This is a genomic window from Hugonella massiliensis, from assembly GCA_001486445.1.
GTDB classification, from domain to species: Bacteria; Actinomycetota; Coriobacteriia; order Coriobacteriales; family Eggerthellaceae; genus Hugonella; species Hugonella massiliensis.
This window is the reverse complement of sequence record LN908986.1, coordinates 335,213-354,828: the sequence shown is the minus strand read 5'-3', so window position 1 is coordinate 354,828 and position 19,616 is coordinate 335,213. Positions and strand designations below refer to the sequence as shown.

Genomic DNA, 19,616 nt, shown 5'->3' with positions numbered 1-19,616 from the left:
TTTTTCCTTTCTATGCAGAACGGTACAATAGGCGAAACTTTCGCTGAAAGGACTGCCGATGGACAACGAGCATCAGTTCAACCTGTACGACAATTTCGCCCGGGTGAACAGCATCGACCCTAAATGGTATCGGGAATACGATGTGAAACGCGGCCTGCGCAACGCCGACGGCTCCGGCGTGATCGCGGGTGTGACCAACATCTCGAACGTGCACGGCTACGTGATGTCCGACGGCGATAAGCGCCCCGACGAAGGCCGCCTGACCCTGCGCGGTTACGACATCTACGATCTGATCGGCAACGACGGCCCCGACCGCCGCTTCAACTTCGAAGAGGTCGCCTACCTCCTGCTTACCGGCGACCTGCCCACACGCTCTCAGCTCGACGACTTCGTGGCGGCTATCGACGCATGGCGCGACCTGCCCGACGGCTTCACCGCGTCTATCATCATGAAGCAAACTCCGCCGCACATCATGAACGCCCTGCAGCGCAGCGTGCTCTTGCTCTACGGCTACGACGAGCATGCCGAAGACCGCTCCTACGAGCATGAAATCGAAACCTCGATCCAGCTGATCTCGCGCATGCCGCGCATCGCCGTGCTTACCTACTACGCGATTCGCGCGCGCTTCTTCCATGACTCGATGATCATGCACCGCTTTATCCCCGGTCAGTCGACGGCGGAAACCTTCCTTTCGATGCTGCGTCCCGATCGCCAGTTCACGCCCGAAGAGGCGCGCCTGCTCGACATCATGCTCTGCCTGCATGCCGAGCACGGCGGCGGTAACAACTCCACCTTCGTGTGCCGTACGATTTCCTCTTCCGATACCGATCCCTACGCTGCCTATGCGGGCGCGATCGGCTCGCTTAAAGGCCGCAAGCACGGCGGCGCCAATCATCAGGTGCGCGAAATGCAGGCCGAAATCAAGGAGAACGTGAAGGACTGGGAAAACGACGACGAAATCGCCGGTTACCTGGCCAAGATCGTGCGCAAGGAGGCCTACGACCACACGGGCCTGGTGTACGGCATGGGGCATGCGGTCTATACCAAGAGCGATCCGCGCGCCGTCATCCTGAAGCGCTACGCCGGCGAGCTGGCCAAGGACACTGAATTCGAGCGCGAGTTCAACCTGCTCACCGCCATCGAGCGCCTGAGCCCCGAAGTGATTCTCGATGTGAAGGGCACCAAGAAGGATATGTGCGCCAACGTCGATATGTATTCGGGATTCGTCTACAGCATGCTGGGGATTCCCGACAGCCTGTTCACGCCGCTGTTCTGCTGCGCCCGCATGGCGGGTTGGAGTGCCCACCGCTTCGAAGAGCTCGTGAGCGGCAAACGCATCATCCGGCCGGCCTACAAGTCGACGCGTTTGGAAGAGCGCGTCTACCAGCCGATCGACGAGCGGTAAGCTCATGCGGAAGGCCGTCCCCAGGGGCGGCCTTTTTCTTTGCCCTCAGCGTCCGTTGTGCGGAAATTAACATGCATTTCGTAACGGAATTCGCTCGATTGACGATTTTTTCACCGAAGGACACGTTATTCGGCAATGGGGAGGGGTCGGGCAAAACGCTGCTCAGGCGCCGCCGGCGCCTTCGCGTGACGCGTTTCCACCTCATCGGTTCGAATCCTGCTTCCTTCCGGGCTGCGCCTCTCCCCGAACAAGAAGAGCCCCCATCGCTGGGGGCTCGTGCAAACCTGGCGGAGGAAGTAGGATTTCGGTCCCGCTCCGCGGTCCCGACCCCTCCCTCGCAGGCTCGGTCGGGCGAAACGCTGCTCAGGCGCCGCCGGCGCCTTCGCTTGACGCGTTTCCACCTCATCGGTTCGAATCCTACTTCCGTCCTGGCAGCACCCCTTACGAACGAGAAGAGCCCCCATCTCTGGGGGCTCGCACAATCCTGGCGGAGGAAGTAGGATTCGAACCCACGGAACCTTGCGGCTCAACAGTTTTCAAGACTGCCGCCTTCAACCACTCGGCCATTCCTCCAGTTTTCAAGGGCGCAACAAGGCCCGGTGACCTGTCGCACGCGACACAGGATAGCATATAATCACTCCCGTTATGGAAGACAAGGATGCGGCATACATGCAGCTCGCGCTGGAAGAGGCGCGCGCTGCGGGGGCTATGGGCGAAGTGCCCATCGGGGCTGTGGTGGTCTATGAGCCCATCGACCCGGCCACGCGTCGGCCGCTCGCCGACCCGCGCGTGATCGCCCGCGCCTGCAACCGTCGCGAAACCGATTGCAACCCCGCAGGCCATGCGGAATTCGCCGCGATGCTCGAAGCTTCGCGCGCGCTGGGCGCATGGCGGCTTTCGGGTTGCACGGTCTACGTGACGCTCGAGCCCTGCATCATGTGCGCGGGCCTCATGCATCAGGCGCGCATCGACCGCTGCGTCTACGGAGCGCCCGATCCCAAGGCAGGCGCGCTCGGCAGCCTCTACCGCATCAACGAAGACGACCGCTTGAACCATGCGTTTCCCGTCACAGCGGGGGTGCGCGAAGCGGAATGCGCCGCGCTTCTGAAGGACTTCTTCGCCCAGAAGCGCGCCGCGGCAAAGGAAGCGAAGCGCCTCGCCCGCCAAGCGGCGCAGCAGAAGGAGACCTTACGGTGAAGACGATCGAGCTTATCGCTCCGGCAAAAGTGAACCTGTTCCTGGGCATCGGCGAGCGTCGCGCCGACGGCTACCACGACGCCACCACGGTCATGCACGCCCTGTCGATGCACGACTCTCTGCGCATGACGCGCTTGGGGGCCGGCGAGCATACCGTGCTCGTGGAGCCATGCGACGAAGCCCAGCCCCTGCGCGAGTTCGAAATCGACGTGGAAGAGGGCAGCGGCCTGCAGGTGACGGCCAACGTGATCTGGCACGAGGGCATTCCGGCGATCGACATCCCGCACGAGGAGAACCTGGCCTGCCGTGCCGTGCAGGCGCTCGCCCGCGCGCTCGACCGCCACGAAGACGAGTACGTGCGCATGACGATCGACAAGCACATTCCGCATCAGACCGGCCTGGGCGGCGGAAGCTCCGACGCGGCGGCGGCCCTTGTGGGCGCGGCCGACCTGTGGGGCGTGGCGCCAGACGACCCGCGGCTCGAGCAGACCGCCCAAGAACTCGGTGCCGACGTGCGCTTCTTCCTGCATGGCGGCAGCGCCCTGCTCGACGGGCGCGGCGACCATATGGTCCGCCGCTTGCCCGTGCGTCGCGATTCCCTTGTGATCGTGCGTCCCGAAGGCGGCGTCTCGACGGGGGAGGCTTATGCGACCTTCGACGAGGCTCCCGAATACCCCGGTGACGAGAGGCTCGCTGCGGTTGCCCAGGCCTCCGAAGCGACCGATGTGCCTCTGTGGAACAACCTGCAGGCCCCGGCAGAACAACTCCTTCCCGAGCTCGCCGATGTGCGTGCCTTCCTCGATGGCTTCGAAGGCGTGCGCGACGTGCTCCTGTGCGGGAGCGGGTCGGGCACCTTCGCCGTCTGCGATTCGGCTGCCACGGCCCAGCGCATCGCGACCGAAGCCAAAAAGCGCGGCCTGTGGGCGCGCACCACGTCGTTTTCGCCCATTCGGGCGGCCAAGCTTCCGGAAAAGTAGCACGCCATGCTCGCGCGGATCTATCGCATCATTCCCCTCGTGATCGTGCTCGCCTTGTTGGCGGGCATCATCTACGTGGTGGCCGCCTGGCGCTATTCGCCCAACAAGGCCAAAGAAATCCTCATTCGCGCGTTCACGGTAATCACAGGCGCCATCTCGATTTTTTTCGCGCTTGCGACCCTCTATGCGGCCATGGAGCGCAATTGGGTTGCCGTCGAGTTGGCGGGCTCGTTTTTGGCGGTGGCAGCAGGCGGGCTCGTGGTCACGCGCATCTGCCGGGCAGTGTTCGTGAGGCACCATCCCCATTACGCTGATGCGCCGGTGAAGGCCGAAGTGGTCAACGAGCCTTTTGGAAAGCGGTTCCTGCGCTGGCTTTTCGAACTCATCAGCCTGAATATGCCGCGCCGCTAGGCTGCCTGCGAGCGAGCGGCGCGCTGACCTGAGCGGAATGCGCGGAAGGCGGAATGACCTAACGGTGATGCGCGCTTGCTGCACGGCCTGCTCGCAGTGCACGGTTGCTCATTTCGCACGGTCGTTGCACGCCGCTGCACGTTTTGCAGGGCCTTTGCAATTACCTGTGCGGATCGCACGACTATTGCACCTCGCCTGCACGGAATGGACGATCGTTGCGCGCCTCCCGCACAGAATGCAGGCATGGTGCTCGTCTCAGCTCATTTCGCACACTTGTTGCACGGAATGTAGCGTTCGGCCCCGATAGGGACCCCTTCTGCTCAATATGCAAAGGGCTTGCAGTCCGAACAAGGAAATCCTGCTCAGATTGCAGGGCCTTTGCACGATTCTGCCCAAGATGCACGGTCGTGACAGGTTTCGCCTGCAATTCCCCTGCAGAATGAGTTTTCAGAAGCCGTCGCGGTGTTTGAAGTGCAATTCCCATGCGAATTGTGCAGGGCGGAGTGGCGGCTCGGGGACGCGGCCATCATGCGGCAGCTCGGGGACGCGGCCATCATGCGGCAGCTCGGGGACGTGGCCATCATGCGGCGGATTGGAAACAGCCGTGGAAGGAAGGGCTCTGCGAGCTGGTCGGGGGATAGTGCGGTATCGACTAAGGGCGTCCGGGCTCATGCAAGGAACGCGGGCTTCCTGTTCGCACGACGGCACGGCTTCTGCTTTCCGTTCCCACAGCCACACGCATACAAAAAAACGCCCCGAACGGGGCGCGCATACACTAAAAAGTGGCGGAGAGCTGGGGATTCGAACCCCAGATACCCTTTGGGGGGTATACTCGCTTAGCAGGCGAGCACCTTCGGCCTCTCGGTCAGCTCTCCGCAGACGTCGATTGACGCGGCTTGTAATATTACCGCTCGCTGCACGAACTTGCAAGAAGCGCAACGAGGTTCACAACTTCGCCGCAAGGCTACCCGCGGTGTGCGCCCCCTGCGAGGGGGACACGCCGCTAGCGATATCCCGGTCCGCATTCGCAATCGGCGGTTCGATATTCTAGAATCGAACAACCGAAGAATCGGGCATGTTGAACCCCTTGCCCACGGCTGGAAGCAGGTGACACGCATATGACCCTTCGCAGGACGCGTTCAACCGCGGCGCCCCTCGCCGCCTGGGCCTGCGCGTTCGCGATCGTTTTCTGCGTGCTTGCGCTCCTGTGCGCTCCCGTCGCCCATGCCGACGGCGTCGATTCTCCCGGTACCTACGAAATCACCAAGGTCAACATCAGCGCCGACGCGCAGAGCGACGGGTCCCTTCACGTCGTCGAACAGCGCTCCTTCGTCCTCCATGGCCAGGTCGACTGTATCCGGTGGAACATGCGCAGCGGCTCCTTCGAAATCGATTCGGTGCAGACGGGCGTGGCCGACGGAAACGGCGACGTGCAGCTTGCCGATACCGCCCCCTCCACCTTCGATTTCAAATGGCGCGAAAAGGGCGGACCTGGCGTCGCATCCTACGCGGTCGATGCGGGGCGCAGCGACTTCTACTACTACGTGTACGGTACGGACGAGCAGGTCGTCTTGCAGATGGACTACACGGTGAAGGCCGGCATCACTGCCTACAAGGACTGCTCCGATCTGTATTGGCAGTACATCGGAAGCGACTGGAAGGTTCCCACGCACAACGTGACCTGCACCATTTCCCTTCCCGTGCCGGGCGGCGTTTCCCCCGTGCCCGGGGACACCGTCTACGCCTGGGGCCACGGCCCCGCTAACGGGACGCTCGCCTTCAACGACGCGGCCACCACGGTCACCTACCACGCCGACTACGTGCCGGCCCACGAAGCCGAAACCGCGCGCGTGCTCTTTCCGCGCACCTGGCTCACGAGCATTTCGGCGGATGACTTGAAGGCCCATGGCACCGTGACGTTCAAAGACCAGATTCTGAAAAGCGAAGCCGAATGGGCCGACGGGGGAAGCTACCAGTACCGCTACTGGCTCGCGTTTTCGATCGCCATCGTCGTGATCGCCATCCTGTTCGTGGTGGCCGCCCTTGTTGCGCTCAAGCGGTGCGGAGCCTGGCATGCACCGTCCTTCCGTGGCCGTTTCCTTGCCGAGCCCGCCTGTCCGGGCGTTGATCCGGCTGTCGTCGCTCGTCTGTGGAACGGGGGAGCGCGTACCGACGACGAAGCCGTGGTGTCGGTTATGCGGCTTGTGCGGTTGGGGGCCGTGCGCTTGTCCTGGGCGGAACGCGCGGGCGAGCGCGTGATGTGCCTGGAGCGCGGTCGGCGCGAGCTCGCTCAAGACAAGCTCGATCGCGCAACCTACGATTTGATTTTCGAAAGCCTGGCGGGCGGCGATGACTGTCTGTTCGAGGGCGATTTGGCCCACATGTCGTCCGACCAGGTCGAAGCTTACCGTCGTGCGCAGACCGAATGGCGGGCCGCCGTCGATGCGGCCGTGAAGCGTGCCGGCATCTTCGGCACCGCCGGGATGAAGGCGCAGGGGCGGTTCGGCATCGCGTCGATTGCGGTGGCCGCGCTCTCTCTTCTATGGTGGTGGAAGGGCAACGACTGGCGACCCGTAGCCTTCCTGTTGCCCGCGGCCCTGGTGGTGTTCGCGCTTTCGAACTTCATGCCCCGCCGCACTCAGGCGGGCGAAGACTATCTGGCCCGCTGCAAGGCGCTTGCTCGCTGGATGCGCGAAGGCGACCTGTCCCGAGGCCCTGCCGAAGGGCCCGCATGGGAAGCCCTCGCCGAATACGCCTGCATCTTCGGCTCCTGCGACCGCCTGGCCACGGCGCCGGCCGCCCAAGAGGACAAGGCCCCCTGCGACGAGGGCGTCGCCTGGCCCGACCGCGCCGAAGCGGTGCGAAAGGTGCTCGCCCATGGCTAACGCCCCCAACGGCGCTGTCGCTCCCGCTTCCGCCGGAGGCGGACGGCCCGTCAGCTTTTTCGACCGGCTGCCCAGCTGGGTCTATTACCTTATGCTCTTCGGCTGCACGCTTCTGTGGGGCTCATCGTTTTTCGTGGTAAAAGACGTGACCCAAGCCGTGTCGCCGGCCCTTTTGGTGGGCATTCGCTTCACGATCGCGGCTGTTTTGGTGCTCGCCTTCTTCTTCAGGCGCGTGGTGGGCCACGCCGACGCCGTCACCGTGCGCGCGGGCCTGGCCATGGGCACCTGCTATTTTCTGGCCTATTGGGCGCAGACGGTGGGCATCACCGACACGACGCCCGGCAAGAACGCTTTCCTCACGGCAACCTATTGCGCTATCGTACCCTTCCTCTACTGGGCCGTCGCGCGCCGTCGCCCCAGCCGGTTGAACGTCTCCTGCGCCGTGCTCTGCCTGGTGGGCGTGGGGCTCGTGTCGCTCGATGGCGACCTGTCCATGCGTACCGGTGACGTGCTTACGCTGGTAGGGGCCGTGTTCTTCGCCGCGCAAATCGCCCTTATGGGCAAGTATGCAGGCGGCAAGGACGTGATGGCCCTTACCTTCTGGCAGTTCGCCGTCACGGGCGTGGGCAGCCTTATCGCCGGCGCCGTGACCGAGCCGGCGCCCGATCTGGCCGCCCTTTTCGAGCCTTCCCTTCTCGGTCAGATAGGCTACCTTACCTTCTTCGTCGCTTTTGCGGCCTGTCTTATGCAGAACGTGGGACAGACCCATGTGCCACCGGCGCAGGCGTCGCTCATCCTGTGCCTGGAAAGCGTCTTCGGCGTTCTGTTCAGCGTGATCTTCTACGGCGAAACGCTTATCACGCGCGTGCTTTTGGGCTTCATCGTGATATTCATTGCTATAGTGTCGAGTGAAGTTCTGGCTACGAAGGAGTTCAAATGGCCGAAAAGAAAGACAACATCATCCTGATCGGTATGCCGGGCGCGGGCAAATCGACGCTTGGCATCGTGATCGCCAAGATGCTCGGGTACGATTTCGTCGACGGCGACATCCTCATCCAGCAGCAGAGCGACAAGACCCTGCAGAAGATCATCGACGCGGTAGGGCCGGAAGGCTTCATCGCCGTGGAAAACGAGGTCCTCTGCAACCTCGATGCGCACAAGACGGTTATTTCCCCTGGCGGCTCCTGCGTCTATTCCGACGAAGCCATGCTGCATCTGGCCGAAATCGGTACGATCGTCTTTCTGAAGGTCTCGCTCGAAGAGCTCACTGAACGCCTGGGAGGCCTGCACGAGCGCGGCGTGGTCATGAAGAACGGCATGGGCATGAGCCTGGCCGACCTGTACGAAGAGCGCCAGCCCCTCTACGAGATGTACGCCGAAGTCACGCTCGACATCGACGGCATGTCGGTGCGCGACGCCGCCAACAAGCTGATCGACATCCTCTCGATGCGCGAAGCGCTCTAGCGCCATCACCTCGAAAACCTATCGGGAACGCCCCGAACCGGGTGCCGCTGCGGCGGTCGTCGGTTCGGGGCGTTCTTTGTTTCCGATGTGTTACGCCGTATGTCTTGACAAATTACCCTTGCACTATCGTCGGCGAGAGTGCATACTACCGACTTGTCATCTTCAATGATGCCCTTTGGATTCGCCGATGCGAAAACTGAGGGCGGAGAAGTCTCTGGAGAATCTCTTAAATGGGGTGCCGAAGGTGTAAGGGCCGCGCAAGCGGACCCGAATCTCTCAGGCAAGCGGACAGAGCAAAGGTGATGGCCCTTCGCAGGGGCTTCACCGATGTAACCGACATTTGCGACCTTCTTCAGTAGGAATTCGTTACCGAAGGAGGTACCAGGCAAGTGGAAGCCGTATTTTCCGCAATCAACACCGCGCTCACCGTGATCGACGACGCCGTTTGGGGCGTGCCGACGATTCTTCTCATTCTGGTGGGCGGCATTTTCCTCACCTGCCGTGTGCGCGGGCTGCAGTTCAAGCAGCTCGGTCGCGCGCTGCGCTACATGATGAAGAACGAAAAGGGCGGCTCGGGCGAGGTCACGAGCTTCGGCGCCCTGTGCACGGCGCTGTCCGCCACGATCGGCACGGGCAACATCGTGGGCGTGGCCACGGCCATCATCGCTGGCGGTCCGGGCGCCCTGTTCTGGATGTGGGTCGCGGCCCTGTTCGGCATGGCCACCAAGTATTCGGAAGGCCTGCTCGCGGTGAAGTTCCGCAATTGGGACCACAAAACCGGCCATGCGCTGGGCGGCCCCTTCTACTACATCGAGCACGGCATGGGCAAGAACTGGCGCTGGCTGGCAAAGCTCTTCGCTTTCTTTGGCGTGTGCGTGGGCCTGTTCGGTATCGGTACCTTTACCCAGGTGAACTCCATTTCCACGTCCATCACGAGCTTCTTCGACCCCAATAAGGCGGCCACGGTGCAGATCCTCGGTATGGACTACTCGTGGGCGACGGTCATCGGCGGCCTTTTGCTGGCCGTGATGGTCGCGCTCATCGTGATCGGCGGCCTGCGCCGCATCGCTTCGGTGGCCGAACGCATCATCCCCGCCATGGTGGTCATCTACGTGGGCCTGGCGATCGTGCTGATCCTGGTGAACCTTGACAAGGTGCCGGGCGCCTTCGTCGAGATCTTCGCTTCCGCCTTCGGCCTGCGCGCCGCTGCCGGCGGCGCTCTGGGCGCGATCATCATCGCCATGCAGAAGGGCATCGCTCGCGGCATCTTCTCCAACGAAGCCGGCTTGGGCTCCGCTCCTATCGCGGCCGCCGCTGCTCAGACCAAGGAGCCGGTGCGCCAGGGCCTCGTGTCCATGACGGGCACCTTCCTCGACACGATCATCGTGTGCTCCATGACGGGTTTGGCCCTGGTCATCACGGGCGCCTATATCGACACCGACTTGCAGGGTGCCGCCGTGACCATGGCGGCCTTCTCCCAGGGTCTGCCCTTCCTGCCCGAAGTGGTGACCAACTTCATGATCATGCTGTGCATGGTGCTGTTCGGCTTCACCACGATCCTTGGCTGGGACTACTACTCCGAGCGCTGCCTGGAGTACCTTACCAACGGCAAGATGAAGGTCGTGAAGGTCTACCGCTGGCTCTACATCCTCTGTGTGCTCATCGGCCCCTACATGACGGTTGCGGCCGTGTGGACCATCGCCGACATCTTCAATGCGCTGATGGCCATTCCGAACATGATCGCCCTGTTCGCGCTTTCGGGCGTGGTGGCCAAGGAGACGCGCGACTACTTCAAGCGTCTGAAGGCGGCCGAAAACGACGAAGACAAGATGGTAGCGTACGTGAACGACACCGCCGACTGGAAGAGCGGCGCCCCGAGCACGGGCGACGCCGCCTAACGATTCGTTTTCATGCGATTGGGGGCCTGTAGCCGCATGGTTGCAGGCCCCTTTGCGTGGGCGGGATACGCACCTCGACGTTGATTCAGTGGGGGCGGGGCAATCATGGTAGAATGACCTGTGCGCCTCCGTAGCTCAGGGGATAGAGCACCGCTCTCCTAAAGCGGGTGTCGACGGTTCGAATCCGCCCGGGGGCACCATGAAAAAGCGCAGGCCAGAGGGCACGTCCCTCTGGCCTGCTTTCTTTCTACGCAAAGAAGTGGACAGTCTCGCCCCACTGCGATCCCCGCGCGAGGCCTAAAGGGGACAGGATCCGCTAGATTGCCTTGTTCGGACATTTCATCTCGAACAGCCGGTTATTGCGAACGGTCCGATTTGCTCCACCGACTACGCCCTTTTCCCGTACCAGCGCCGCTTGAAGGCGAGCGCGGCGTTCACGAGCAGAATGAGCGAGGGCACCTCGACCAGAGGCCCCACCACGGCAGCCAGGGCCTGACTGCTGGCGAGCCCGAAGGTGGCGGCGGCAACGGCGATGGTGAGCTCGAAGTTGTTGCCGGTGGCGGTGAAGGCGATTGCGGCCATACGCGGATAATCCGCGCCGAGGCGGTGAGCGAGCCAGGAACTCGCGAAGAACATGATGCAGAAGTAGACGACCAGGGGAACGGCGATTCTTGCGACGTCGTAGGGCAGGGCCGCAATCATGTCGCCCTTCAGGGAGAACATGACCACGATGGTGAAGATGAGCGCGGCAGGGGTGATCTTCGATATCCGGGGTAGCACGCGGCGCGCATACCCATCTTCGCCGAGCGCCTTCACGCCCAGGTGACGGGTGAGCGCGCCGGCAGCCATCGGCACGCCCAGATAGACGAGGACGCTTTGGGCTATCTGCCACGGGGAGACGTCGACGGAAACCGCCTGAGCGCCGAGCGCGGGAGCGAGCACGGAAAGAAACAGCCAGGCCATCGGCCCGTAGAGAAGAACCTGGAAGACGGCGTTCAGGGCGACGAGCCCGGCGGCGTACTCGGAGGATCCTCCAGCGAGCTCGTTCCACACGAGCACCATGGCGATGCAGCGGGCGAGTCCGATCATCACGACGCCCGCCAGGTATTCCGGCAGGTCTCCGAGGAAGACAACCGCAAGCACCAGCATGAGGAGCGGGCCGGCAATCCAGTTGAGAAGCAGCGACAGTGCGAGAAGCCTCTTGTTGGCGAAGACCTTGGGCATTTCCGAGTAGCGCACCTTGGCCAGAGGCGAGTACATCATGAGTATGAGCCCGACGGCGATCGGTAGGTTGGTGGTGCCCACCGAGAGCGCGCCGAGGGCGTCGGCCATTCCTGGGAACACCGCCCCTATGACGATGCCGGCTCCCATTGCCAGGAAGATCCAGAGGGTAAGCAGCCGGTCCCAAAGACCGAGTCCGGCCGCCACCCGTTTCCGCTCGTTTTGCGCAGTCAATTCCGCTCCTCCTTTAACGTATCGAATAAATTTGATGTATAAGCCCGAGAAGAAGCCGCTCGTGGCGGTTTCTTCTCGGGCGGCTTTCTTCTAGCAATGGCAGCGGCTCTGACCGCCGCGGACCGTTGTGAGCTCCTCGAGCAGGTCCATCGCCCTCTTGGCGCCCTCTGCGTCTATCGAGTAGTAGGTCCACTTGCCGTCCTGGCGCGCGGAAACCACCCCCGACTCGACGAGGATCTTCATGTGGTGAGAGAGGTTCGACTGGCTGATGTCGATGTGCTCAAGGAGGTCGCAGGCGCATTTCTCGCCGGTGCGCAGGCGTTCGAGCACCTGCAGCCGATACTCGTTGCAGAACGCTTTGAAGACCTGTGCGTCTTTTTTGCTGTCTCTTGCCATACGAACCACCTTATATCAATTATTTTCGATATGAAAATAGGCCAGCATTCGCGACCTGTCAATTTCGAGCTTGCGAGCATTGCGGCGGCGCCAGGATTCGATTGCCGCCCGAGCGGGTCTTCGCTGACCATGATGCGACGGGATAGCTCGAGGGAAGCAGCAATCGTATCGGCGTTGGGAATGCGACTGACGTTTCCGGAATCGCTAGAGCAGACCATCCCCATCGGCTTGTGTGTAGTACGCATATGCCGGTTCGAAGTTTGGATCGTCATAGGCGCGCTCGATTTCGGTTGTGGACATGGCGGCCACCTGCGAAGCTCGGTATTGTCCGTTGTCTGCGAGCATCCATGCTTTTTGCCACCAAGAGGGATGGCGGCGCCAGACGCTCGACCAATCTTGCTCTGAAACGTATTCGCCAGCGTCGTTCAGACGATAGACTCCCTCGCTCGGGCTGAACCGATCGCGCACGTAGGGTGCAAGCTCGTCGGTTACGCGGAGGATTTCGTCCATGGTGCGCGTCCCAATGGGAGGCGTGGGATCAGGCCTTTGCGTGAGGCTGCTCGCGACGGGCGCCTGTGTGCGGGATGCGCCGCCAATTGCCAGACGGGCGTATTCGAACGTAGATTTGCTCTCTATCGGACCGAGGGACCGATTGTCATGGAAGTTGATCGGCATGGTGCTTTCCTTCGTTTCGGTTGCGGGCGGGGAACCTCGCATGTGCCTTGGTCGCCGATTGCCGCTCGGGCGACTGTAATCCAATGGAAACACCGTTGCAAACCGTTGAAAAATGCTCATGTACGGTAAAGAAGCAAGCAACCGAAAACAATAGATAGACCGCCAGCACTACACTATTCCGAACCAAAGACCAAAAGATAAGCATTTTGAGAAAATCTAAACTTTTGGATTTTCCTACAATGCCGACTACGGCGGAATCCCTCCCACTCCTTATATATTTCTTTCTGTATACATTGAATTTGTATTTAGTAAAATGCAGACAACACCACGGATCGGCTTTTGGCTGGACAATTCCAACCAAACACCGCAGCAGACAGTAGAAACCATTCTGAACGTTAGGAAGCCGGTATGATTGTTACATATAAGGGGAAGAAAAATTTCTTTTAGATACTTGTTTTCCTAAAACTGATGTGATATAATGATTCAATTCCAGAAAAGGAGTAAAAAATATGCGGCAAGGTATTCTTAAATAAAACTATAATCAAATAGTGGGAACAAAGGATTATGATAGTCCCTTTTGTAGGGGCTTAGTTTTTTGTACCCAATTTAAGAATACTTTTGCCTTATCAATTTTGACATATCCCCAAAAACAGCACTCACAGACAGGTGTATGCTGTATATGTGTATGTCCGCAAATTATCATCCCCAGCGGTAAAAGTATTTTACTGCTGGGGATTTTTATGCCCTTCGGGGCAGTAAAGGGAGGACAATCACATGAAAATAATCAATATTGGAATTCTTGCCCATGTAGACGCTGGAAAGACAACCTTGACGGAGAGCCTGCTATATGCCAGCGGAGCCATTTCAGAACCGGGGAGCGTCGAAAAAGGGACAACGAGGACGGACACCATGCTTTTGGAGCGGCAGCGTGGGATTACCATTCAAGCGGCAGTCACTTCCTTCCAGTGGCACAGATGTAAAGTCAACATTGTGGATACGCCCGGCCACATGGATTTTTTGGCGGAGGTGTACCGCTCTTTGGCTGTTTTAGATGGGGCCATCTTGGTGATCTCCGCTAAAGATGGCGTGCAGGCCCAGACCCGTATTCTGTTCCATGCCCTGCGGAAAATGAACATTCCCACCGTTATCTTTATCAACAAGATCGACCAGGCTGGCGTTGATTTGCAGAGCGTGGTTCAGTCTGTTCGGGATAAGCTCTCCGCCGATATTATCATCAAGCAGACGGTGTCGCTGTCCCCGGAAATAGTCCTGGAGGAAAATACCGACATAGAAGCATGGGATGCGGTCATCGAAAATAACGATAAATTATTGGAAAAGTATATCGCAGGAGAACCAATCAGCCGGGAAAAACTTGTGCGGGAGGAACAGCGGCGGGTTCAAGACGCCTCCCTGTTCCCGGTCTATTATGGCAGCGCCAAAAAGGGCCTTGGCATTCAACCGTTGATGGATGCGGTGACAGGGCTGTTCCAACCGATTGGGGAACAGGGGAGCGCCGCCCTATGCGGCAGCGTTTTCAAGGTGGAGTATACAGATTGCGGCCAGCGGCGTGTCTATCTACGGCTATACAGCGGAACGCTGCGCCTGCGGGATACGGTGGCCCTGGCCGGGAGAGAAAAGCTGAAAATCACAGAGATGCGTATTCCATCCAAAGGGGAAATTGTTCGGACAGACACCGCTTATCCGGGTGAAATTGTTATCCTTCCCAGCGACAGCGTGAGGTTAAACGATGTATTAGGGGACCCAACCCGGCTCCCTCGTAAAAGGTGGCGTGAGGACCCCCTCCCCATGCTGCGGACGTCGATTGCGCCGAAAACGGCAGCGCAAAGAGAACGGCTGCTGGACGCTCTTACGCAACTTGCGGATACTGACCCGCTTTTGCGCTGCGAGGTGGATTCCATCACCCATGAGATCATTCTTTCTTTTTTGGGCCGGGTGCAGTTGGAGGTTGTTTCCGCTTTGCTGGCGGAAAAATACAAGCTTGAAACAGTGGTAAAGGAACCCACCGTCATTTATATGGAGCGGCCGCTCAAAGCAGCCAGCCACACCATCCATATCGAGGTGCCGCCCAACCCGTTTTGGGCATCCATCGGACTGTCTGTTACACCACTCCCGCTTGGCTCCGGTGTACAATACGAGAGCCGGGTTTCGCTGGGATACTTGAACCAGAGTTTTCAAAACGCTGTCAGGGATGGTATCCGTTACGGGCTGGAGCAGGGCTTGTTCGGCTGGAACGTAACGGACTGTAAGATTTGCTTTGAATACGGGCTTTATTACAGTCCGGTCAGCACGCCGGCGGACTTCCGCTCATTGGCCCCGATTGTATTGGAACAGGCATTGAAGGAATCAGGGACGCAACTGCTGGAACCTTATCTCTCCTTCACCCTCTATGCGCCCCGGGAATATCTTTCCAGGGCTTATCATGATGCACCGAAATACTGTGCCACCATCGAAACGGTCCAGGTAAAAAAGGATGAAGTTGTCTTTACTGGCGAGATTCCCGCCCGCTGTATACAGGCATACCGTACTGATCTGGCCTTTTACACCAACGGGCAGAGCGTATGCCTTACAGAACTGAAAGGGTATCAGGCCGCTGTCGGCAAGCCAGTCATCCAGCCCCGCCGTCCAAACAGCCGCCTGGACAAGGTGCGCCATATGTTTCAGAAGGTAATGTAAAGATACATAATCGTCAAGACGGCAACAATCAGAAGTTATGGAGGGTAACCCGAGAGTACACCGGATGTCTGGTGAACTTCAAAACGGAAAAGCCTTCTTATAAGGTCAAGCACAGCATAGAGAACCCCGTCGAGAAGCAGGCCATTTTCGAGAACCACCATGAGCCGATCATCGACAAGGAAACATGGGAACGGGTGCAGGAGTTACGCAAACAGCGCAAACGCCCGAACCGCTACGATGAAGTGGGGCTGTTCTCCGGGATTTTGTTCTGCGCCGACTGCGGCCATGTGCTGTATCAGCAGCGGTATCAGAACAAAGACCGCAAACAGGACTGCTACATCTGCGGCAGCTACAAGAAGCGCACCCGCAACTGTACGGCGCACTTTATCCGCACCGATCTGTTGACCGCTGGTGTCCTGGCAAATCTCCGGCAAGTGACCGAATACGCAGCCAAGCATGAGAGCCGGTTTGTGAAACTACTTGTCCAGCAGAACGAGATCGGCGGCAAGCGAAAGACCGCCGCAGCCATCAAGCAGCTTGAACAGGCGCAGGAACGCATTTCTGAAATCAGCCGCATTATCAAGCGGCTGTATGAGGACAATGTAAACGGCAAAATCAGCGATGAGCGTTTCATGGAACTGTCGGCTGACTACGAAGCCGAGCAAGCGGAGCTGAAAAAGAGAGCCGCCGCCCTGCAAGCCGAACTGGACAAGTCACAGGCAGCTACCGTCAACGCCGAGAAATTTATGGGCATTGTCCGCAAGCACCTTGCCTTTGAAGAACTGACCCCCACTCTCTTGCGGGAAATGATCGAGAAAATTGTGGTGCATGAGTGCAGCTATGATGAGAACGGCACCCGCAGGCAGGACATTGAGATTTATTACAGCTTTGTCGGCAAGATTGACTTGCCCGAATAACCGCCCGACCTATCCGACACAATGGCCAAGTGTCGGATAGGAACGGCAAAATTTTTTGCACTTCTATTGCTTCTTTATCACACATAAGCAAAGTTCGCGGACTTCAATGGGGCAAAGCGGAAAGGGAGCGCGGCGAAAAGCAGTGGCCGGTTGCTGCGCGCCTTCGCGGCGAGAGGAAGACGCGCACATGGAAGAGATCGAATTCATCATCAACGGTGTGAAGCTCGAAGCGCTCATTGCGCTGCTCTCCGAGTATTCGGACAACGGGATTTTCGTCACCCAGGGGCTCGGCTATGGGCGCCAGCACGGCAGACGGGCGGTGTCGGACGATCGCGAGGGCGTCGCCCTGCTTCCCAAGGTGAGCGTGCGGACCGTGGTGTCTTCCGATATGGTCGACACGATCGTCGACAACGTGGTCGAGCGCTTAGGCGGCGGCACCTTCGGCAACGGGAAGATCTTCGTGCGCCCCGTGACGGGCGCGGTGCGTATGCGCACCAACGAGCGCGGGGAAGCGGCTCTGTAGGAATGAGTCAAAGGGACTACATCTCTTTGACTCTCTTTGACTCAGATGAACAGGCCTTTGGTCTTCTCGTCGATGCGGGCCTTGGCGTCGGCGGTCGCGCGTTCGTCTACTTCGTAGGCGTCGGCGCCCGTCTGACGCAGGACCGCGCCGTCGCGCACCCGTCCGCGGATCTTGCTTAAGGGAACGTTTTTGTACGAGCCGAACGACAGTTCGACGACGGCCTGGTTTCCTTCGATGCGGTCGACGATCATGCGGTCTCCTCTCACGGGTTGCATTTCTTGCAGGGCGTGTAGCCCTGGGCTTCAGCGTCGGAACGGGAAAGGGCGACGAGCTTCGACTTCTTCACCGTGGGGCAGTTTTCGCGGTGGTAGCGCTTGCCCTTGCCCGAAGCGGTCACGTAGACGGTGTCATTGGAAGAGCCGCTGCTCTGGGCTTCGGCCGTGGAAGCTGCCGCAGCGCCTCCCGCCGCCGCGGCAGCGGATGCCCCGCCACTCTTATCGCCGGGCGTCACCTGCCCGTCGGGCTTGGCGCAGCTGGCGTTCACCGTGGACCCGTCGCTCGTGATGACGATTGTGCCGTTGGCCCCGGTGCCCAGCACGTGCTGGCTGTGGGCGGTGAGCATGCTGAGCACCTTTGCGGTGGGGTGGCCGTAGTCGTTGCTGATGCCGTAGGAGATCACGCTGTAGGTCGGGGAAAGCGCGCTGATCAAGCTCGATGTGGTGCCCGTGTTCGACCCGTGATGGGCCACTTTCAGCACGTCCACAGGGCCCGGCGCGGCCGCGGCGATCGCTTCGGCGGGGGAGTCGCCGGTGAACAGGAACGACGTGGTTCCGAAGGACAGCTGGATTACGAGTGAGTAGTCGTTGTAGTCGTCGGAGTTCACGCCGTCGGGCGGCGCGATGATCGATGCCGTGTAGCCTGCGTCGGCGCCCACGATGTCCATCCCGGCCGCGCCCGCGTGAATCTGCAAGCCCTTGCCGCGCACCGCGTCGATGAAGGCTTCGAAGGTCTTCGTGGTGTTGCTCGCGTTGGGCGCCCACACTTCGCCGATGTCGAAGGCGGAGATGACCGCCGGCAGACCGCCGATATGGTCAGCGTGGGGATGGGTGGCCACCAGGTAGTCGATGCGCGTGCAGCCAAGGCTTTTCAGGTAGGAGACGACCGTCGGGCCCGCATCGGGCACGCCGGCGTCGATGAGCATGGTTTTGCCGTCGGGCAGTTCGATGAATTCGGAATCGCCCTGGCCCACGTCGATGAAGTGGGCTTTCAGGCTTGCGGGGGCGGGTTCGGCGGCGCTGGGCGCCGGGGCGGGTGCGGGATCTGGGGCGGCGTTGTCGCTCGACGGGCTTTCGTCCGCCTGCGACGAGCTGGAGGTTGCCTGGGTGGTTTCCTGCGGTGCGGAAGAGCTCACGTCTGTCGTTTGCTGGCCCGGTTGGGCGATCGCCCCGATGAACATGAGGGCGACAAGGGCGATGACGACCTTTCCGGCTTTCGAATGGGCGAATTTTTTCATGGCGTATTCCGATTCCCCTCCCACGGCGGTCTTCCCGAGCCGCCGTATGGGCTCCATTGTAGGGGAAAGGGGACTGCGGCGGGGTACGGGCGCGATGGAAGCGCGAGGGTACGCGCGCACAATCCGCGACATTCGTGGGACGACGCCCTCCGTCCCCGTTGTCACCGTTGTCGCATCTGGGACGACACCCTCCGTCCCCGTCGTCACAGTCCCCGTCGTCACATTGGCCTGGCGGAAGGGGTATCGTTAAGGGCAACGCATTCCAGTGAAAGGACCTTCCATGGCGAAATGGCGCGAACCGGTGCGGCGACCTTACTATGCGAAGTACGAGCGCGTCCCCCTCGCCCACGGCCAGGGCTGGTACGAATGCTACCGGCTTCCGGGCAATGTGCTGGCCGTCTGCGAACCGGGCCACCTGCAGGAAGCGAACGTGTTCCTCCTGCCGGGGACCGACCGCGCCCTGCTCATCGACACGGGCACGGGCATGGCCAACATCCGCGCCGTGATCGACGAGCTGTGGCAGGGCGATCTGGTGGTGGTCAACACCCACTTCCATTTCGACCACACGGGCGGCGCCCACGCCTTCGACGAGGTGCTCGTATCGACGAACCCGCTCGTCGAGCGCCAGGCCCGCGCGGGCATCCCGCATCGGTTCCTGGAAAACCAGGTCGACGAGGACATGTTCTTGTGGGGCTACCCGCCCGGCTTCGACCCGCAGACGTTCGCGGTGGCGCCCTATCGCGTGCGTCCGGTGGAAGACGGAGCGGCGATCGATCTGGGCGGCCGCACGGTCGACGTCGTCCATACGCCCGGCCACACCGAGGACAGCCTCATGCTCTACGACCGGTCGTCGGGCGTGCTGTTCGGCGGCGACATGCTCTACTACGGAGCGATCTACGTGCAGTTCGACAACGACTTTATGGGTCGTTCGTCAATCGAAGGCTACGTGCGCTCCCTTGAGGTCGTGAAGGAGCGCTTTCCCCAGGTGAAGGCTGTCTATGCCTCGCACAACGATTTCGCTATGGACCCTGCCTGCATCGACGACATCCTCGCCGCGATGCGCGACGTGCGGGACGGCCGTGCGGAATGCGAGCCCATGAACGACGAAAGCTGGGCCTATTACGGCGACAAGCTCCCGCTTTCCCTCTATCGGTTCGAGGGCTTCACTGTGATCGCCAAGTAGCGAAAGCGAGGGGAGCGGGATAG

Annotated in this window: 17 protein-coding genes, 3 tRNA genes and 1 riboswitch; of the genes, 13 read left to right on the top strand and 7 right to left on the bottom strand. The window is 60.5% G+C overall.

The genetic code is table 11. The features are described 5' to 3' along the window. Positions 1–58: 58 nt before the first annotated feature. A complete protein-coding gene (locus BN3270_RS04035) occupies positions 59–1,405 on the top strand; it encodes a citrate/2-methylcitrate synthase (RefSeq protein WP_058985887.1) in 1,347 nt (448 codons plus the stop codon). A 485-nt stretch (positions 1,406–1,890) separates the two neighbouring features. On the opposite strand, the gene BN3270_RS04030 is transcribed toward BN3270_RS04035, so the two are convergent. Then, a tRNA-Ser gene (locus BN3270_RS04030) sits at positions 1,891–1,978 on the bottom strand. A gap of 72 nt (positions 1,979–2,050) precedes the next feature. Here BN3270_RS04030 and BN3270_RS04025 point away from each other — a divergent pair. Genes BN3270_RS04025 through BN3270_RS04015 form a run of 3 tightly spaced genes read left to right on the top strand, consistent with a single transcriptional unit; the run spans position 2,051 to position 3,990 of the window. Further along, on the top strand, positions 2,051–2,602 hold the full coding sequence (locus BN3270_RS04025; RefSeq protein WP_058985886.1) for a nucleoside deaminase: 552 nt from the start codon (positions 2,051–2,053) through the stop codon (positions 2,600–2,602). After that, positions 2,599–3,579, top strand: coding sequence for a 4-(cytidine 5'-diphospho)-2-C-methyl-D-erythritol kinase (locus BN3270_RS04020; RefSeq protein ID WP_058985885.1), 981 nt, complete (start codon positions 2,599–2,601; stop codon positions 3,577–3,579). Before BN3270_RS04025 ends, BN3270_RS04020 begins: the two co-directional genes overlap by 4 nt. Positions 3,580–3,585: 6 nt before the next feature. Further along, complete coding sequence (locus tag BN3270_RS04015) at positions 3,586–3,990, top strand: hypothetical protein (RefSeq protein WP_058985884.1); 405 nt, start codon at positions 3,586–3,588, stop codon at positions 3,988–3,990. A gap of 783 nt (positions 3,991–4,773) precedes the next feature. On the opposite strand, the gene BN3270_RS04010 is transcribed toward BN3270_RS04015, so the two are convergent. Then, positions 4,774–4,865 (bottom strand) — tRNA-Ser (locus BN3270_RS04010). A 243-nt stretch (positions 4,866–5,108) separates the two neighbouring features. Here BN3270_RS04010 and BN3270_RS04005 point away from each other — a divergent pair. The 5 genes from BN3270_RS04005 to BN3270_RS03985 all read left to right on the top strand — a co-directional run bounded on the left by BN3270_RS04005 (position 5,109) and on the right by BN3270_RS03985 (position 10,437). Then, positions 5,109–6,875, top strand: a complete 1,767-nt coding sequence (locus BN3270_RS04005) for a DUF2207 domain-containing protein (RefSeq protein ID WP_058985883.1) — start codon at positions 5,109–5,111, stop codon at positions 6,873–6,875. After that, positions 6,868–7,842 (top strand): DMT family transporter, encoded by a 975-nt coding sequence (locus tag BN3270_RS04000; protein ID WP_082673336.1) that lies wholly within the window; start codon positions 6,868–6,870, stop codon positions 7,840–7,842. Before BN3270_RS04005 ends, BN3270_RS04000 begins: the two co-directional genes overlap by 8 nt. Further along, a complete protein-coding gene (locus tag BN3270_RS03995; protein ID WP_058985882.1) occupies positions 7,812–8,339 on the top strand; it encodes a shikimate kinase in 528 nt (175 codons plus the stop codon). The genes BN3270_RS04000 and BN3270_RS03995 overlap by 31 nt, the downstream gene beginning before the upstream one ends. Positions 8,340–8,543: 204 nt before the next feature. Further along, positions 8,544–8,641, top strand: a riboswitch (glycine riboswitch). An 87-nt stretch (positions 8,642–8,728) separates the two neighbouring features. Next, positions 8,729–10,237, top strand: a complete 1,509-nt coding sequence (locus BN3270_RS03990) for an alanine/glycine:cation symporter family protein (RefSeq protein ID WP_058985881.1) — start codon at positions 8,729–8,731, stop codon at positions 10,235–10,237. A 124-nt stretch (positions 10,238–10,361) separates the two neighbouring features. Next, a tRNA-Arg gene (locus tag BN3270_RS03985) sits at positions 10,362–10,437 on the top strand. A gap of 187 nt (positions 10,438–10,624) precedes the next feature. On the opposite strand, the gene arsB is transcribed toward BN3270_RS03985, so the two are convergent. From arsB to BN3270_RS09655, 3 genes are all read right to left on the bottom strand, one after another. Then, entirely contained in the window at positions 10,625–11,692 is a 1,068-nt protein-coding gene (gene arsB, locus BN3270_RS03980) for an ACR3 family arsenite efflux transporter (RefSeq protein ID WP_058985880.1), read from the bottom strand. A 90-nt stretch (positions 11,693–11,782) separates the two neighbouring features. After that, positions 11,783–12,088, bottom strand: coding sequence for an ArsR/SmtB family transcription factor (locus tag BN3270_RS03975; RefSeq protein ID WP_058985879.1), 306 nt, complete (start codon positions 12,086–12,088; stop codon positions 11,783–11,785). Positions 12,089–12,292: 204 nt separating this feature from the next. Continuing rightward, positions 12,293–12,763: a hypothetical protein gene (locus tag BN3270_RS09655; protein WP_271711920.1), complete on the bottom strand. Its 471-nt coding sequence runs from the start codon at positions 12,761–12,763 to the stop codon at positions 12,293–12,295. Positions 12,764–13,537: 774 nt separating this feature from the next. Between BN3270_RS09655 and tet(W) the strand changes: the two genes are divergently transcribed. The 3 genes from tet(W) (at position 13,538) to BN3270_RS03955 (ending at position 16,897) form a co-directional block, all read left to right on the top strand. Continuing rightward, positions 13,538–15,457, top strand: a complete 1,920-nt coding sequence (tet(W), locus tag BN3270_RS03965) for a tetracycline resistance ribosomal protection protein Tet(W) (RefSeq protein WP_058985878.1) — start codon at positions 13,538–13,540, stop codon at positions 15,455–15,457. Then, positions 15,343–16,374 (top strand): DUF4368 domain-containing protein, encoded by a 1,032-nt coding sequence (locus BN3270_RS03960; protein ID WP_456297723.1) that lies wholly within the window; start codon positions 15,343–15,345, stop codon positions 16,372–16,374. The genes tet(W) and BN3270_RS03960 overlap by 115 nt, the downstream gene beginning before the upstream one ends. A 187-nt stretch (positions 16,375–16,561) precedes the next feature. After that, positions 16,562–16,897, top strand: coding sequence for a P-II family nitrogen regulator (locus BN3270_RS03955; protein ID WP_058985877.1), 336 nt, complete (start codon positions 16,562–16,564; stop codon positions 16,895–16,897). Positions 16,898–16,938: 41 nt separating this feature from the next. On the opposite strand, the gene BN3270_RS03950 is transcribed toward BN3270_RS03955, so the two are convergent. Further along, positions 16,939–17,148, bottom strand: a complete 210-nt coding sequence (locus BN3270_RS03950; protein WP_058985876.1) for a DUF3006 domain-containing protein — start codon at positions 17,146–17,148, stop codon at positions 16,939–16,941. A gap of 11 nt (positions 17,149–17,159) precedes the next feature. Continuing rightward, positions 17,160–18,410 (bottom strand): ComEC/Rec2 family competence protein, encoded by a 1,251-nt coding sequence (locus BN3270_RS03945; RefSeq protein WP_058985875.1) that lies wholly within the window; start codon positions 18,408–18,410, stop codon positions 17,160–17,162. A 280-nt stretch (positions 18,411–18,690) separates the two neighbouring features. Here BN3270_RS03945 and BN3270_RS03940 point away from each other — a divergent pair, with 280 nt between their 5' ends. Continuing rightward, a complete protein-coding gene (locus tag BN3270_RS03940) occupies positions 18,691–19,593 on the top strand; it encodes an MBL fold metallo-hydrolase (RefSeq protein WP_058985874.1) in 903 nt (300 codons plus the stop codon). Positions 19,594–19,616: the final 23 nt, after the last annotated feature.

Bases quoted from the DNA above. Each gene is read 5' to 3' on its own strand.
- BN3270_RS04035 (WP_058985887.1), top strand. From the start codon at position 59: ATGGACAACGAGCATCAGTTCAACCTGTACGACAATTTCGCCCGGGTG.
- BN3270_RS04025 (WP_058985886.1), top strand. From the start codon at position 2,051: ATGGAAGACAAGGATGCGGCATACATGCAGCTCGCGCTGGAAGAGGCG.
- BN3270_RS04015 (WP_058985884.1), top strand. From the start codon at position 3,586: ATGCTCGCGCGGATCTATCGCATCATTCCCCTCGTGATCGTGCTCGCC.
- BN3270_RS04005 (WP_058985883.1), top strand. From the start codon at position 5,109: ATGACCCTTCGCAGGACGCGTTCAACCGCGGCGCCCCTCGCCGCCTGG.
- BN3270_RS04000 (WP_082673336.1), top strand. From the start codon at position 6,868: ATGGCTAACGCCCCCAACGGCGCTGTCGCTCCCGCTTCCGCCGGAGGC.
- BN3270_RS03995 (WP_058985882.1), top strand. From the start codon at position 7,812: ATGGCCGAAAAGAAAGACAACATCATCCTGATCGGTATGCCGGGCGCG.
- BN3270_RS03975 (WP_058985879.1), bottom strand. From the start codon at position 12,088: ATGGCAAGAGACAGCAAAAAAGACGCACAGGTCTTCAAAGCGTTCTGC.
- BN3270_RS09655 (WP_271711920.1), bottom strand. From the start codon at position 12,763: ATGCCGATCAACTTCCATGACAATCGGTCCCTCGGTCCGATAGAGAGC.
- BN3270_RS03960 (WP_456297723.1), top strand. From the start codon at position 15,343: ATGCCTTACAGAACTGAAAGGGTATCAGGCCGCTGTCGGCAAGCCAGT.
- BN3270_RS03955 (WP_058985877.1), top strand. From the start codon at position 16,562: ATGGAAGAGATCGAATTCATCATCAACGGTGTGAAGCTCGAAGCGCTC.
- BN3270_RS03950 (WP_058985876.1), bottom strand. From the start codon at position 17,148: ATGATCGTCGACCGCATCGAAGGAAACCAGGCCGTCGTCGAACTGTCG.
- BN3270_RS03945 (WP_058985875.1), bottom strand. From the start codon at position 18,410: ATGAAAAAATTCGCCCATTCGAAAGCCGGAAAGGTCGTCATCGCCCTT.
- BN3270_RS03940 (WP_058985874.1), top strand. From the start codon at position 18,691: ATGGCGAAATGGCGCGAACCGGTGCGGCGACCTTACTATGCGAAGTAC.